This window comes from Sphingomonas leidyi, from assembly GCF_011761945.1.
GTDB classification, from domain to species: Bacteria; Pseudomonadota; Alphaproteobacteria; order Sphingomonadales; family Sphingomonadaceae; genus Sphingomonas; species Sphingomonas leidyi.
On record NZ_JAASQV010000001.1, the window covers coordinates 538,446 to 553,893 of the forward strand.

Below are 15,448 nucleotides of genomic sequence, written 5' to 3' on the forward strand. Positions count from 1 at the left end.
ACGTCTCTCCCGCACGGGCGCCTCGCTCGATTTCCCAACCCATTGCGGAATGGTTCCTTGACGCGATTTCCTCCCGACAGACTGTTGCGCTCGGTGCATCTCTGGGTCCTGCTGGGCTTTCTGGTGCTGCTCGCCCTGACTGGCGGCGGCTCGCGCGCCGATATTCCGGCGCTGGTCGTGCTGCGGCCCGCGGCGGCGCTTGCGTTGGGATTCGGGCTTTGGTTCCTGACGCCCGAAGGGGCGCGTCGCTATCGCTTCCTGCTGGCCTATGTCTCCGCGGTCGCGCTGGTGGTGGCGATCCAACTCGTACCGCTCCCGCCGGCGATCTGGCAGATGTTTCCCGGGCGCGCCATCGCAGTGGAAGTCGATCGGGCGGCGGGGCTAACGGGGCTCTGGCGGCCGCTGAGCCTGGTGCCCAATCAGACTTGGAATGCCTTGTTCTCGTTGCTGGTGCCTGCGAGTGTGCTGCTGCTGTGCATCGGCGTACAACGCGAGCAGCGCTTCCTGGTGTTGCCGCTTCTGATTGGCGTTGGCGTGATCAGTGGCGTGCTGGGCCTGATGCAGGTGATTGGCCCGCCCGACGGGCCGCTCTATTTCTATCGTATCACGAACAACGGCTTCGCAGTGGGCCTGTTCGCCAATCGGAATCACCAGGCGATCTATATCGCGTGCCTGTTCCCTATGTTGGCGATCTACGCCGCGTCGGCGTCGGAGCGCGCGACGCTCGCGCAGCAGCGCACGCGCTTCTGGCTGTGCGTCGGTGCAGGGCTGCTCCTTCTGCCTTTGCTTCTCGTGGCTGGTTCGCGGCTTGGCCTGATCGTGGGCGTGATCGGTCTCGTCTCGATTCCCATGCTCTACACGCCGCCGTCCGGTCGGTCCTCGTCGCTTTCTTCGCGGCGGCGGTGGTGGTACGCGGCCGGTAGCCTGGTCGTGGTCGCGCTTGGCGCGCTTACCGTCTTCTTGTCGCGCGGTATCGCGATACAGCGGCTGCTTTCCGGCAATGTCGGCGACGATGCTCGGGTGCCTCTCTGGCAGGCGTCTATGACGATGCTGGGTACGTATTTTCCGTTTGGTTCGGGCTTCGGATCCTTTGCCGAGGTGTATGGGATCTACGAGTCTGACGGCGCGTTGCAGCCAACCTATGGCAACCATGCCCATAACGAACTGCTTGAGGTGGCGTTGACGGGCGGCGTTCTCGGCATCGTGCTGATGCTCGTGGGCGTTGTGGCTTGGGCGCTCGCGAGCTGGCGGGTCTTCCGCCGGCCGCTACGTGAAGGGCGGGATGTGGCCTTCGGCCGGCTCGCGTCGGTGGTGATGCTGATCCTCGGGGTCTCCAGCGTCACCGACTATCCGTTGCGGACGCCGTTCCTCGCTGGCGTGTTGGCAATCGCGGCAATCTGGCTATGCGCAGGGGCCTTCCCTTCTTCATCGCGCACCTCGAAGCGCAGCGTGTAGCGAGCGCCGAACGCGGCGAGGCCTGCGCTTCCCAAAAAACAATGGCGCCACTGAGCGGTCTCCGCTAGCAGGCGCAAAATACGGCAAAGGGTGCTTAATGTTGTCGAGAGCTGCAATTTGTTTGGCTGCACTGCTGCTCGCGTCCTGCGCGGGGCGTGCGCAACTGAGCGGGGGGGCGGACGTTCACGTGATGCCCGGCGATGGACTGCCTGCGCCCACCAAGACCGATCTCTTCGAGCAGAACCGCCCCTATCTGATCGGCCCTTTTGACAAGCTGACCATCGACGTCTTCGGTATCGCCGATCTCAGCCAGAAGGAAGTGCAGATCGATGCGAGCGGGCGCTTGTCGTTTCCTCTGGTCGGCACAATCGAGGCATCGGGCAAGACTCCTGGCGAACTGGCGGAGGTCATCGAAGCGCGCCTGCGCGCGGGTTTCGTGAAGAACCCGCAGGTTACGGTGAACCTAAAGGAAACCGTGAGTCAGGTGATCACCGTCGATGGCGAGGTACGTGAGCCTGGCCTGTATCCGGTTGTCGGCCGTATGACGCTGATGCGCGCGATCGCCACGGCGAAGGGCCTCGGCGAATATGCGCGGATGGATGACGTTGTGGTGTTCCGCACCGTGAATGGCCAGAAGATGGCGGCGCTGTACAATTTGCGCGCGATACGCCGCGGCAGCTACTCTGACCCCGAACTCTATGCCAACGATATCATCGTCGTCGGTGATTCGCAGGCGCGTCGGATCTTCAAGGACCTCCTCGCCGCCGGTACCATCCTGAGCTATGTTGCTGTCGCGGTGCTGAAATAGGCCATGACGACGACACCGCATTTTCGAAAATCGAGATAGTGATGCTAGAGACTTCGAGCTCCTCCTTACAGGGCCAGCTGAACGACGCGCGGGATGAGTCCGTTTCGCGCGGCCTAGCGATTCCATCGCTGCTTCAGGTTTGGCACATCGTGCTGCGCTGGAAGTTCGTGATCGCGACCATCCTCATTCTGTCACTGGTTGCCGGCCTGGTCGTTACGCTGCTCACTACGCCGCAATATACGGCTTCGGTGCGGCTCGAGATCAGCCGCGAGCAGAAGAACGTAACCAACGTCCAGGGCGTGGATTCGGAGCAGATCGGCCGCGACCAAGAATTCTATCAGACGCAATACGAACTGCTCGGTGCCCGCTCGCTCGCGGAGCGGGTGGTCAAAACGCTGAAGCTGGACGAGCGTCGCGACTTTTTCGATCTCCACGGCGTCAAGGTGAACCCTGTGTTGTTCCCCGCCGCACGGCAGAGTCTGACCGACGCCCAGCGGCGGTCGCGCTTTGATCTTGCGGTGCGCGTCCTGCGCGACCATGTCTCTATCCGTCCGATTCTGCGATCAAGCCTAGTCGACATCACCTATACCTCGGCTTCGTCCGACCTGGCTGCGTTGATCGCCAACACTTGGGCGGCGCAGTTTATCGCGGCGAGTATCGATCGGCGCTATGCTTCGACTGCGGATGCGCGATCCTTTCTCGAGCAGCGCCTTTCCGCGCTTCGCGCCCGGCTGGAACAATCCGAACGGGACCTTGTCAGCTATGCGGGCGACAAGGAAATCGTGACCTTTGGCGCGACGACTGACGAACGGGGGCGGACCCAGCCGGGCCGCACACTGATCGAGGCCGATCTGGATGCGCTCAATCGTGCCCTGGCCGATGCGACCGCGGCGCGCATTGCCGCACAGAGCCGGGTCGGCATTCCCGCCAATGGTGCCAGTTCGGAATCTGTCGGCAACATAACGATTGCCGGACTACGCCAGCGTCGTGCTGAGGTCGCCGCGGAATATGCCAAGATGCTCGTGCAGTTCGAGCCGAGCTATCCGCAGGCGCAGGCGCTGCACGGCCAGCTGGGTGAGCTCGACCGCGCCATCGCGCGCGAGGAGGGGCGTGTCCGTGGGGCGGTCTCCGACGAGTACAGCAATGCGCTGAAGCGCGAGCAGACGCTTCGCGCGCAGGTGGAGCAGATCAAGCGGCAGTTCGAGCAACAGCGCGGCAACAGCATCCAGTACAATATCTACCAGCGCGAAGCGGATACCAATCGGCAGCTCTATGATGCGCTGTTGCAGCGCTACAAGGAGATCGGTGTCGCCGGCGTGTCGGCGAACAATGTCTCGGTAGTGGATGCGGCGAAGGCACCTAATGTGCCGTCCGCGCCGAAGCTGCCGATGAACCTCGCGCTCGCGCTGTTCGTTGGCATTATCCTCGCCGGTGCGGCCACGTTCGCGCTCGAGCAGATCGACGAGGGCGTCCGTGAACCTTCGCAGGTCAACCGGATTCTGCAGGTTCCGCTGCTCGGTAGCGTGCCGGACGCGGGCGACGAGAACATGCTCGCCAAGCTTGCAGATGCAAAATCCGACGTTTCGGAAGCCTATCTCTCGATCCGTTCGAGCCTGGCCTTTTCGACCGATCATGGGATGCCGCGATCGATCATGGTTACGAGCACTCGCCCGGGTGAAGGCAAGAGCATCACGAGCTTCGCGCTGGCGACCGTGCTCGGCCGTACCGGCAAGCGCGTCGTGCTGGTTGACGCTGACATGCGCTCGCCTTCGCTCAACGGTTTCCTCGATCTGGGTGGCGGCAAGGGACTCAGCAACTTCCTGTCGGGTGAGAACAACGCCAGTGACCTGCTTCAGCCCACCCCGGTGAAGAATGTCACGCTTATGGCCGCGGGCCCGATGCCGCCGAGCGCGGCTGAGCTTTTGAGCACCGATCGCATGCTCACGCTGGTGCCCAAGCTGCTCGAGGAGTTCGATCATGTAGTGATCGATGCTCCGCCGATCCTGGGTCTGGCCGACGCGCCGCTGCTGTCGCGCGCGGTGGAAGGCACTGTCTTCGTGATCGAGGCCGAAGGTGTCGCCGTGCGCGGCGTGAAGGCCTCGTTGGGTCGCGTTCAGGCAGTGCACGCCCACATTTTCGGCGCAGTCCTCACCAAGCTGAAGCGTCGTCAGGCAGGCTATGGCTATGGCTATGGCTATGGCTATGGCTATGGTGGTCAGGACGACGGCAAGGCAGCGTAAGCGAGATGCCATCTCCTCCGAGCGCTGCTTCTCCTGGGCCTTCGCGGACACTGCTTCGCCTCTATCGTGGAAGCGTGGCCGTGGCGGCTCTCGCGCTCGCGATCGGCAGCGCTGCCTCGGCGGTGACGGGAGCTTTTCGCTCGACCAATGCGCTGGCGGCGCTGCGGGTGTCGCCCGGCGATCCGGTCGCCCTGATCCGGGAAGTCGACAACTCGCTCGTGATGGACGGCGAGGCTACGCTCAAGTCGGGTAGAATCCTGCCCGCGGCGCGTCAGTCGATCGCCGGGACCGCGCTCAATCCGGGAGCGGTAAGGCTGCTGGCCATCGATGCCGGGATGCACAACGATGCTGGCCGCTCCGCCCTGCTGCTCCGCCTGGCAGAGCGCCTTTCCCGGCGCGACCTGGGGACGCAGCTGCTTCTGATCGAGGAGCGGGTAGCGGCCAATGACGTGCCCGGCACGCTTGCGCATTACGACAAGATATTGCGCGTGAGCCCGCCGTCGAGGGCCTGGCTCTTCTCTACCCTGAACGAGGCTGCATCCGATCCGACGACGGCGGAGGAGATCGCGCGGATGCTGCGGCGCGACCCGCCCTGGTTCGGCGATTTCATCGACTGGGCCATTTTCGAAGCACCTAAGATCGACAATCTGGGTACTCTCTTCGCCGCTGTGCCACCGACGTCGTCGTTGACCTGGACCGATGATCGCAAGCGTGCCCTGATCGGTAAGTTTGCCCGGTCGCAGCCCGCCGCGGCTTTTCGCCTCTACAACCTTTATGCGGGCGGCACGGGGGGGCTGATCCGCGATGGCGATTTCCAGCAGCCTTCCCTCTATCCGCCGATCAGCTGGGAGACGGGCGGAGGCTCGGATGTGGATGCGTCCCTGGGGCATTTGAATGCGGAATTCGGCGCCGGCAACGGAGGGGCGGGCAGGGCCCTCTCGCAGATGCTTGCGCTCGTTCCCGGCAAATATGTTCTGACGGTAAGGATGCGGCACGACGTGGCCGATGCAGCGGTCGTGCCGCAATGGTCCCTTACCTGTGTCGGCACGGATGCGCCGATTGCGAAGCTCGCGGCGGGGCCGGCATCCGACAAGCCCGCGGGGAGCCGGCTGCAGTTCGAGGTTCCAGCCGGATGCGGCTTTCAGTGGCTGGGGCTCGATTTGCGTTCGGTCGAGAGCGGATCGGGGCAGCACGGGATCGTCGAGCAGGTCCGGATCGAGCCTGCGCGTTGATCAGTGCTTGCGCTTCAATGCGGGGCGCTCAACTAGGTACCAGGACAAGAGCGCGCAGAGGATCGCGCAGCCGGCTGCGGTCAGAATGCCGGTCACCGGCGCCATGCCCAGAAATAGCGTCAAATTGATCAGCGGCATGTGATACAAATAGATACCGTAGGAGAAGTCATTGCGCCCGATGAATGTCTGGGCTCGCCTGGCGAACGGGATCGGAAGATAGGCAAGCTTGAAGATCAGGACCGCCAGAATCAGGAATGAGACCGGGTTTATCGAGTTCTGGGCGTTGTGCTCATATCCCCCCAACGCGAAGATGGAGGCGAGATAGGCGATCGGCAGCGCCCAGAGCCAGGTTGGCTTGATTAGCTTCCTTGCGAGGCCCGGTCGCAAGGCGACCAGCATGCCGATCATGAACATATAGACCCAGGGGACGAACGAGACCGCCAGCAGCTTGTCGAACAGGGATCGCCCGCCGCCGACCCATCCCAGGTAAAGATTGGCGGCCAGCGAAATGGCGAACAGGGCCGCGGCGATCCTGGGCTTGCGTGAAATCAGCCACATGAGGGGCGGCGTGAGAAGGTAGAATTGGAGTTCGACCGTGATCGTCCAGAGGGCGCCGTTGAGCACGCCGACGCCAAAGCCTCGCATGAAGTCTGGATTGTAGAACTGGAGGAATGACATCTGGCCCAGCACCCAGCCGACAAAGCGCGCCGGTGAGATGGATTGGGTGGCCAGATAGCCGGTTGCGGCCACCATTGCCGTGGCGAACAGCACGCAGACGATCAGGGCGGGATAGATGCGAAGAATGCGATTGCGAAAGAACTCGCCCAGGCCCCTCTCGCGAGTCCGCAAGTAGGAAGCGGATATCAGAAAGCCGCTGATGAAGAAGAACACCGGCACGCCGGGGATCGCCTTGAAGACGTCCGCTCCCCAACCGGTGATCTCGTGATGATTGAGGCCGTGCACGATCAGGACCTGCGCGGCGGCGCACAGGCGGATCAGGTTGAAGTTGTTCGAATGGACGGCAAGCCTAGGCATAGGCGGGTTTCGGTGACGGCAGCGAGGCCGGTCTTCTCGCCAGGCTCGCTTGGGACGGGCGGCCGAACAGCAGGAACATCGAGAAGTACATCACATCGAACGGCGTCGGGAAGAGGATCGGCTCGGTCGATGCGCGCAGCAACAGCGTTCCCAGCATCGCGATATGGAAGGCCTTCTCGGTGATCGAGATGCGCGAGAATAGCGGCCGCAATACCATCAGCCCCATCAGCAAAATGTAGAACAGGCCAAGGAAATGGTGACCGCGAATGTAGGAATTATGCGGGTTCCCGTTGAAGAAGCGGTCGATCAGGGTATTGTCGAAACTCGCGCCGAAAAGGATATTGAAGCCGCTAAGGCGGTTCCAATATTCCTCGATCATTGCAGCGCGGGGCTCGTCGTAGAGGCCGTTGCCGAGCTTGGTGTTGTTCGCTGCATAGTCGTAGATGAGCTGATAGTTCTCAGCGATCAGGAAGGCCGAACCCAGAGCCAGCACCGCCGTTGTGGCGATCGCATAAATGCGCGGCAACGGCCGGAATGCGAAGAGCAGGGAGATCAGCATGATCGCGGTGCCCGCGAGGATCGAACCGCGGCCATAGCCAACGACGCAGATGAGGAAGGTGATCGCGCTGGTCAGCGGCGCCGCCCTGCCGCGCGCGTGCAGATTGGCGACGCAGTAGTTGATCTGGAGACAGACAATATAGGAAGTGATCCCGTTGCTGCTCGTGCCTTCGATCATGTCCTCAAGCGGGAAATTGTCGAGGCCGGATTTGCGAAGGAACCAGAGCACGACGCCCTGTGCGAATAGCAGTGCGACGAGGCTGGCGGCCGCATAGACTCGCGGCGACTTCGCGGCCACCAAAGCTCCCCCGAGCGTGGCGAGCACCATGGCGAAATGCAGCGCCGAAGTGGGCGTGCGGAAGACGTTGATCGGTAGAATCGCCGCCGTGGCGACCAAGGCGAATACCAGGTAGTTCTTATCGCTGGCGGCGAGATAGTCGATCCCTCTATTGTAGAGAACGAACAGGCCGAGACAATACAGGATGAAAACCGCCTGCAACGCGACGAACTGCAGCGCAACCGATGTGACCATGAGGATCAACAGCGCCGCGAGGAGCAGGGTCTTCAGTTGAAGGTAGTCGGAGAGATCGATTCTGAGACGCATACGTTTATGCCTGTCGGCAAGGCAGGGGTGCTGCCGCCAAATCTGCCCTTGAGAAGCCCTAGCCCGGGTCGTCGTTAGAGGAAATGTAGCGGCCTGTCACCAGCGCGATTGGGCATGCTGCAGCACAAAAAACCGCGCCGGAATCTGCCAAGGCAACTGGCAAAACGTATCGCTAGCGTCTAGAGCCCGCGCACCTTAGGAGGAACCGTCCGATCGGCGGGTGGATGAACGGGAATATCATGCGGGAATACCAAATCTGCAGCAACTGCGTGATGGATACCACGGACACGCAGATCGAATTCGACGAGAATGGCGTTTGCGATCACTGCCGCGGCTTCAAGGAGCACGTGCTTCCCAAATGGCATCCCGACGATACCGGCAGGGAGATGTTGCGCCGCACCGTCGAACAGATACGCGAGCACGGCAAGGGCCGGGAGTTCGATTGCATCATCGGAATGAGCGGCGGTCTGGACAGCTCCTACATGTTGCATCTGGTCGTCACCGAATTCGGCTTGCGTCCGCTGGTGTTCCATGTCGATGGAGGCTGGAACACCGATATTGCAGTCAATAACATCCAAGTCCTCGTTGAGAAGCTGGGTCTCGACCTGTATACCGAGGTGATCAACTGGCAGGAGATGCGCGACTTCCAGCTTGCATTCTTCAAGTCGGGCGTCCCGCATCTCGATATCCCGCAGGACCATGCATTCATTGCGACCTTGTACAAGTTCGCGAACAAGAATGGTATCAAGTATATCCTGAATGGCGGTAACATCTCGACCGAGTGCGTCCGTAATCCGCTCGAATGGTTGTATCATGGCACCGACATGGCGCAAATCAACGACATTCGGCGTTGTTTCTCCACCGTTGAGATGAAGACCTATCCGTTCAGCAATATTTTCTTCCATAAATTCTATCTTCGCTATTTGCGTGGCCTGCGCGTCGTGAAGCCGCTCGACTGGCTGCAATATACGAAGGCGCTCGCCCAGCGGACGCTGGCCGACACTTATGGCTGGAAGGCCTATCCGCAGAAGCACTTCGAATCCCGCTTCACGCGTTTCTTCGAAGGCTATTGGCTGCCGGAGCGCTTCGGTTACGATACGCGCAAGGTGCAATATTCGAGCTTGATCCTCACGGGGCAAATGACGCGCGAGGATGCCATGGAGCAACTCAAGCATCCAGCCTACGACCCCGAGACAATCCAGCACGAGTTCGATTTCATCGCGCGTAAGCTTGAGATCTCCAGCGAGGAGCTTCGCGGCTATTTCGTGATGCCGAAGAAGACGTTCCGTGACTACAAGAACCAGGAATGGATTTTCCAGACCGGTTCGCGGCTGCTGCAGATGATCGGAGCGGAAAAGGCAGTCAAGCGGTGATCGCGATCCTGAGCTACGGATTTGGCAATGTCCGGGCCTTTGCCAATATTTATCGCGAACTCAACGTGCCGCATGCGATCGCGGACAGCGTGGAAGCTCTCGAAGGGGCCGACAAGATCATCCTTCCCGGTGTGGGCGCCTTCGACCACGCCATGCAGCGGCTGCGTGCTTCGGGGTTTGCCGAGCCGCTCCAGGAGCAGGTAATCGGCAGGGGCAAGCCGGTCCTTGGCGTGTGCGTCGGCATGCAGATGCTCGCCGATGCGAGCGAGGAAGGCCAAGAAGCGGGGCTGGGCTGGGTTTCTGGGATGGTGGAGCGGATACGGTTCCCTGAAGGGGAGAAGACCGGTCGGCTACCCCATATGGGGTGGAATACGATCCGTGCGGCGGGCAACCCCATCCTTGCCGGCATGGACGAGGCCTTCGGTTTCTATTTTCTACATTCCTATCGCTTCCGCTGTGCCGATGCCTCCGATTCCATCGCCACTGCGGAATATGCCGGCGACTTCACCTGCGCGGTGAACCGTGGGAACGTGTTCGGCGTTCAGTTCCATCCCGAGAAGAGCCACCACAATGGTGTCCGGCTCCTCAAGAATTTCGCGGAGCTCTGAGTTATGCTGCGTGCCCGCGTCGTTCCCTGCCTGCTCGTCCGCAATGGGGGGCTCGTTAAGACCCGTCGATTCGGCGAAGACAAATATGTCGGCGACCCGATCAATGCGGTGCGGATCTTCAACGAGAAGGAAGTCGACGAACTGATCGTCGCGGACATCGATGCGACGGTGAAGGGTGCCGAGCCCAACTACACGATGATCGAGAGCCTTGCCGCTGAGTGCCGGATGCCGCTTTGCTATGGCGGCGGCGTGACCAGCGCCGAGCAGGCCAAGCGGATCATGGGCCTGGGCGTGGAGAAGGTCTCGATCAGCGCGGCAGCGGTCGAGCGTCCCGAACTCATCAGCGAAATGGCCGAACAGGTCGGCAGCCAGAGCGTCGTCGTGGTGCTGGACGTCAAGAAGAAGACGCTCGGCGGCCATCAGCTTCGCACCCATAACGGCAGTCGTGCGGTCAAGCTCGACCCGATCGAGTTCGCCCGGCGCGCCGAAGCCCTGGGGGCTGGAGAAGTCGTCATCAACTCGATCGATCGCGATGGAATGATGGACGGCTATGACCTCGCCCTGGCGAAGCAGGTGCGTGCGGCAGTCGAGGTTCCGATGACGATCCTGGGCGGTGCGGGGTCGATCGCTAACATGGAGGCGGCGGTGCGTGCCTTGGGCACGGTGGGCGTCGCCGCCGGTAGCTTTTTCGTCTTCAAGGGCACCTATCGGGCCGTGCTCATCAGCTACCTCTCGCGGGAGCAGAGGCTGGCGTTGCAGGAGCAGGTGGCCGCCTAGAAGGCCCATGGATCAAGAAGGGGGGCTTGCGGAGCAGCTGCGGGCCGGCCCATGGCTTTGCCGAGGATCAGATGAAGCAAATCGTCCAGTACTTCAACACCGGGGAAACGAAGATCGTCGAGGCGCCAGCACCGACCGCAGGGGCGCAGCAGGTGCTCATCCGGACCACCAATACGCTGATCTCGGCCGGGACCGAGCGCATGCTGGTCGGTTTCGGCAAGGCGTCGATGATCCAGAAGGCGCGGCAGCAGCCCGAGCGCGTGAAGGAAGTGCTCGCCAAGGTGAAGACCGACGGGCTGATGACGACGATCGACGCGGTGCGCTCGAAGCTCGATCAGCCGATCCCGCTCGGATATTGCAATGTCGGCGAAGTGATCGCGGTAGGGCGTGGCGTCGCCGACATCTCGATCGGCGACCGGGTTGTTTCCAACGGCCCCCATGCCGATGTCGTGGCGGTGGGCCGCACGCTCTGCGCGAAGATCCCTGACAGTGTCGATGACGAGACTGCGGCCTTCACCGTGGTCGCGAGTATCGGACTGCAGGGCATTCGCCTAGCTCGGCCAACTCTGGGTGAGACGGTGGTCGTCACGGGGGTCGGCCTGGTCGGCCTGCTCACCGTCCAGCTGCTGCGCGCGCAAGGTTGCCGTGTGCTGGCGATCGACTTCGATTCGGCCAAGCTCGAACTGGCGCGCGGCTTCGGCGCTGAGACCTGCAATCCCGGCAATGGAGAAGATCCCGTTGAGGCCGCAATGGCCTTCAGCCGCGGGCAGGGCGTGGACGCGGTGATCATCACCGCCTCGACCAGCTCCAACGATCCAGTTACCCAGGCGGCGCACATGTCGCGCAAACGCGGGCGCATCGTGCTGGTCGGCGTCACCGGCCTCGAGTTGAACCGCGCCGACTTCTACGAGAAGGAGCTGACCTTCCAGGTTTCCTGCTCCTATGGGCCCGGCCGCTACGACCCCGCCTATGAGAAGGACGGGCATGACTATCCGCTTCCCTTCGTCCGATGGACCGAGGGGCGCAATTTCGAGGCGGTGCTAGACATGATGGCGAGCCGTCAGCTCGTCACCGAGGCGCTGGTCACGCGCCGCTATCCGTTCGAACAGGCGGGCGATGCCTATGAGGCGCTGACTACCGACAAGTCCGGTCTGGGCCTGCTCCTGCAATATGCGGCGCCCGTGGAAGAGCGCCTGATCCGCTCCGTCGTGCTGGACGGGCCGAACGCCTTCGTCCGCGGCGGATCCTCGCTGGCCGTGATCGGCGCCGGCAACTATGCTTCGCGCGTGCTGATCCCGGCCTTTCGCAAGGCGGGCGGGCAGTTGCACACCATCGTCAGTGCCGGGGGGCTCTCGAGCGCAATTACCGGCCGCAAGTTCGGCTTCGCCGAAGCATCGAGCGACACCGACGCGGCGATAGCGAACCCGGCTGTGGACATCGTGACGATTGCCACCCGGCATGACAGTCACGCGCGCCTCACCGCCCAGGCGTTGGCCGCGGGCAAGCACGTCTTTGTCGAGAAGCCGCTCGGACTCACCGAGGCAGACATCGACCTGGTCGAGCAGGCGTATCGCGAGGCGCATGCCGCGGGTGCGGGCCCCCAGCTGATGGTCGGCTTCAACCGTCGGTTTGCGCCGCAGATCGTGAAGATGAAGGCGCTCCTCGCGGGTACCCGCGAGCCCAAGTCGTTCGCGATGCTGATGAACGCCGGCGCGATCCCCGGAGATCACTGGACTCAGGACCTGGAGCGCGGGGGGGGGCGGATCATCGGCGAGGCCTGCCATTTCATCGATCTGATGCGCTTCCTGGCCGGAAGTCCGATCGTAGCCATTGGCGGGCGGCGGATGGGCCGGCCCGGCGGCGACGGGCTGGTGGAGGACAAGGCGTCGATCACGATCGGTTTCGCCGACGGATCTTTCGGGACGCTCATGTATTTCGCGAACGGCGCAAAGAGCTTCCCCAAGGAAAGGATCGAAGTGTTCGCAGCCGGGCGCACACTGCAGATCGACAATTTCCGTCGGATGAGCGGCTTCTCCTGGCCCCGTTTCTCAAAGCTTAACCTGCGTCGCCAGGACAAGGGGCAGCAGGATTGCTGCGCGGCCTTCCTGGCCGCGGTCGCCGGCGGTCCTCCGGCGATTCCGGCCGATGAAATCTTCGAAGTCGCACGCGCGACGATCGACGTAGCACGGCAGCTCCGCGAGCAGCGGGACGACGCATCGGCGGGCGGGATTTAAGGGGTGGCAATCACTTGTCGACTATGGCAAGGGCCGCTCCGCACTTGCAGGGAAGGCGGGGCGAGGGCCCGGACACACCGGTTTCCTCGGCTGCAGGGGTTTGGATGAGTCTCAGGATACTCACTGTAATCGGGACGCGTCCCGAGGCGATCAAGATGGCGCCGTTGTGCGTCGCGCTTGCCCAGGATCCTCGCTTCGAGGCGCGGTTGTGCGTTACCGCGCAGCATCGCGAGATGCTCGACCAGGTGCTCGATCTCTTCGCACTCCGGCCCGATTTCGATCTCGATATCATGCGCCCGCGGCAGGACCTCACCGACGTGACCTGCGCGATCCTGCAGGGGTTGCGCGAAGTGCTGGGGCAATGGCGGCCCGACATCGTGCTGGTGCACGGCGATACCGCGACCACGATGGCGACCAGCATCGCCGCTTATTATCAGCAGGTCGCCGTTGGCCATGTCGAAGCCGGGCTGCGCACCGGCAACCTCTATTCGCCCTGGCCGGAAGAGGCGAACCGAAAGCTTGCGGGGGCCCTTGCCGATCTTCATTTCGCACCCACTCAGGCATCGGCGGACAATCTGCTGCGCGAAGGCGTCTCGCCCGAAGTCATCGCAATCACCGGCAACACGGTGATCGATGCGCTGCTTTCGGTCGTCGAGCGATTGGAGGGTGACGCGGCGCAACGGGCCGAGTTCGACGCGCAGTTCAGCATGCTTCGCGAAGGGGCGCGCCTGTTGCTGGTGACGGGGCATCGGCGTGAGAGCTTCGGGCAGGGGTTCGAGCGTATCTGCGAAGCGCTGGCCCGGACCGCCGTTGAATTCCCCGATCTCGATATCGTCTATCCCTTGCATCTTAACCCGAACGTGCGCGAACCGGTGACGCGCCTCCTCTCGGCCGTACCCAATGTCCATCTGATCGAGCCGCTCAACTATCTTCCGTTCATCTATCTGATGAACCGCTGCGACCTGATACTCACGGATTCGGGCGGTGTGCAGGAAGAGGCGCCATCTCTCGGCAAGCCCGTGCTGGTGATGCGGGACACTAGCGAGCGACTGGAGGCGGTGAGCGCAGGCACGGTTCGACTGGTTGGAACCGATGTCGAGCGCATCATGGGCAACTTGCGCGAGTTGCTGAATGATCGTGACGCTTACGCGAAGATGAGCGGCGCATATAATCCCTATGGCGACGGGAAGGCCTGCAGCCGGATCGTTGAGCGGCTCGCGGCATATGGGCAGGATTTGCGGCAACGGGATTCCCTGCGTTTGGAGCGAGTATGAGTTTCGAGACTATCTGCGTTGTTGGCCTGGGGTATATCGGCCTTCCCACGGCCGCGATCATCGCATCGCGGCGGCGCAAGGTGATCGGCCTGGACGTCAACCTGGCCGTGGTCGAGAGCATCAATCGCGGCGAGACGCACATCGTCGAGCCGGATCTCGACGCCGTCGTGCGCATGGCGGTGGCGGACGGGTATCTGCGCGCCACTACCCTGGCCGAGCCGGCCGATGTCTTCGTCGTCGCGGTGCCGACGCCGTTCCGCGATGGGCACATCCCCGACCTGAGCTATATCGAAGCGGCCAGTCGAACAATCGCGCCGGTGCTGCGGCCGGGCAATCTCGTCATACTCGAATCGACTTCTCCCGTTGGCGCTACCGAGGCGATGGCCGAATGGCTTGCGGCGGCTCGTCCCGATCTCACCTTCCCGGCAAGTCGCGGCGCTGACAGCGATATCCGCATTGCCCATTGCCCCGAGCGCGTGCTGCCGGGGAACGTCCTTCGCGAACTGGTGCAGAACGACCGAGTGATCGGTGGCCTCACCGCGCGTTGCTCGGAAGCGGCGGTGGCGCTTTACCGCATCTTCGTCGAGGGCGAATGCATGGTCACCGATGCACGCACTGCCGAGATGTGCAAGCTCACGGAGAACAGTTTTCGTGATGTCAACATTGCATTCGCCAACGAGCTTTCGCTGATTTGCGACGGAATCGGCGTCGATGTGTGGGAGCTAATCCGCCTCGCCAACCGCCATCCGCGAGTCAATATCCTGCAGCCTGGCCCCGGCGTCGGGGGGCATTGCATCGCAGTGGATCCCTGGTTCATCGTGCACAGCTCGCCCGGCACCGCTCGCCTGATCCGCAGTGCCCGCGAGGTGAACGACGGCAAGCCGCATTGGGTGGTCGAGAGGGTTCGCACGCTCGTCGCCGAGCAGGCTGGTCGGGTGAAGGTCGCCTGCATGGGCCTGGCCTTCAAGCCGAACATCGACGATCTGCGCGAGAGTCCGGCGTTGGACATCTGCCTCGCGCTCGCTTCGACCGGTGATTGCGAGGTGCTTGCCGTCGAACCACATATCGAGGAATTGCCGGGCCAATTAGAGGGCAAGGCGCCGCTCGTTTCCGCCGAGCAGGCGGTCCGCGAGGCGGATATCGTCGTCTTCCTGGTCAACCATTCGGCCTTCCGCGCGCTGCCCCGGGACGGGTTTGGTGACAAGGTGTTGTTTGACGCCTGCGGCTTCTTGCGGAACGGCGCCTAGGCG

General features: G+C 62.6%; 12 protein-coding genes. 10 read left to right on the top strand and 2 right to left on the bottom strand.

Translation table 11 applies throughout. The annotated features are described in order from the left end of the window. The first annotated feature begins 57 nt into the window (after positions 1-57). The 4 genes from FHR20_RS02755 to FHR20_RS02770 all read left to right on the top strand — a co-directional run bounded on the left by FHR20_RS02755 (position 58) and on the right by FHR20_RS02770 (position 5,735). Positions 58-1,455 (top strand): O-antigen ligase family protein, encoded by a 1,398-nt coding sequence (locus FHR20_RS02755; protein WP_167298111.1) that lies wholly within the window; start codon positions 58-60, stop codon positions 1,453-1,455. 121 nt (positions 1,456-1,576) lie between these two features. Further along, complete coding sequence (locus FHR20_RS02760; protein WP_243857103.1) at positions 1,577-2,263, top strand: polysaccharide biosynthesis/export family protein; 687 nt, start codon at positions 1,577-1,579, stop codon at positions 2,261-2,263. A 41-nt stretch (positions 2,264-2,304) separates the two neighbouring features. Next, entirely contained in the window at positions 2,305-4,503 is a 2,199-nt protein-coding gene (locus tag FHR20_RS02765) for a GumC family protein (protein WP_167298113.1), read from the top strand. Positions 4,504-4,583: 80 nt separating this feature from the next. Beyond that, on the top strand, positions 4,584-5,735 hold the full coding sequence (locus FHR20_RS02770; RefSeq protein WP_167298114.1) for a hypothetical protein: 1,152 nt from the start codon (positions 4,584-4,586) through the stop codon (positions 5,733-5,735). Here FHR20_RS02770 and FHR20_RS02775 read toward each other — a convergent pair whose 3' ends face one another. Continuing rightward, complete coding sequence (locus tag FHR20_RS02775; RefSeq protein ID WP_167298115.1) at positions 5,736-6,770, bottom strand: acyltransferase family protein; 1,035 nt, start codon at positions 6,768-6,770, stop codon at positions 5,736-5,738. Next, complete coding sequence (locus tag FHR20_RS02780; RefSeq protein ID WP_167298116.1) at positions 6,763-7,932, bottom strand: hypothetical protein; 1,170 nt, start codon at positions 7,930-7,932, stop codon at positions 6,763-6,765. Before FHR20_RS02780 ends, FHR20_RS02775 begins: the two co-directional genes overlap by 8 nt. Positions 7,933-8,171: 239 nt before the next feature. On the opposite strand from FHR20_RS02780, the gene FHR20_RS02785 reads away from it, so the two are divergent. From FHR20_RS02785 to wecC, 6 genes are all read left to right on the top strand, one after another. Continuing rightward, positions 8,172-9,305, top strand: a complete 1,134-nt coding sequence (locus tag FHR20_RS02785) for an N-acetyl sugar amidotransferase (RefSeq protein ID WP_167299337.1) — start codon at positions 8,172-8,174, stop codon at positions 9,303-9,305. Then, positions 9,302-9,913 (top strand): imidazole glycerol phosphate synthase subunit HisH, encoded by a 612-nt coding sequence (gene hisH / locus FHR20_RS02790; RefSeq protein WP_167298117.1) that lies wholly within the window; start codon positions 9,302-9,304, stop codon positions 9,911-9,913. The genes FHR20_RS02785 and hisH overlap by 4 nt, the downstream gene beginning before the upstream one ends. A gap of 3 nt (positions 9,914-9,916) precedes the next feature. After that, the gene (locus tag FHR20_RS02795; protein ID WP_167298118.1) at positions 9,917-10,690 is read left to right on the top strand and encodes an AglZ/HisF2 family acetamidino modification protein; all 774 of its coding nucleotides are present in this window, start codon (positions 9,917-9,919) and stop codon (positions 10,688-10,690) included. 71 nt (positions 10,691-10,761) lie between these two features. Next, on the top strand, positions 10,762-12,924 hold the full coding sequence (locus FHR20_RS02800) for a bi-domain-containing oxidoreductase (RefSeq protein ID WP_167299338.1): 2,163 nt from the start codon (positions 10,762-10,764) through the stop codon (positions 12,922-12,924). Positions 12,925-13,028: 104 nt separating this feature from the next. Beyond that, positions 13,029-14,198 (top strand): non-hydrolyzing UDP-N-acetylglucosamine 2-epimerase, encoded by a 1,170-nt coding sequence (gene wecB, locus FHR20_RS02805; RefSeq protein WP_167298119.1) that lies wholly within the window; start codon positions 13,029-13,031, stop codon positions 14,196-14,198. Continuing rightward, positions 14,195-15,445 carry a UDP-N-acetyl-D-mannosamine dehydrogenase gene (gene wecC / locus FHR20_RS02810; RefSeq protein WP_167298120.1) on the top strand — a complete coding sequence of 417 codons (1,251 nt, stop codon included), beginning with the start codon at positions 14,195-14,197 and terminating at the stop codon, positions 15,443-15,445. Before wecB ends, wecC begins: the two co-directional genes overlap by 4 nt. Positions 15,446-15,448 lie beyond the last annotated feature (3 nt).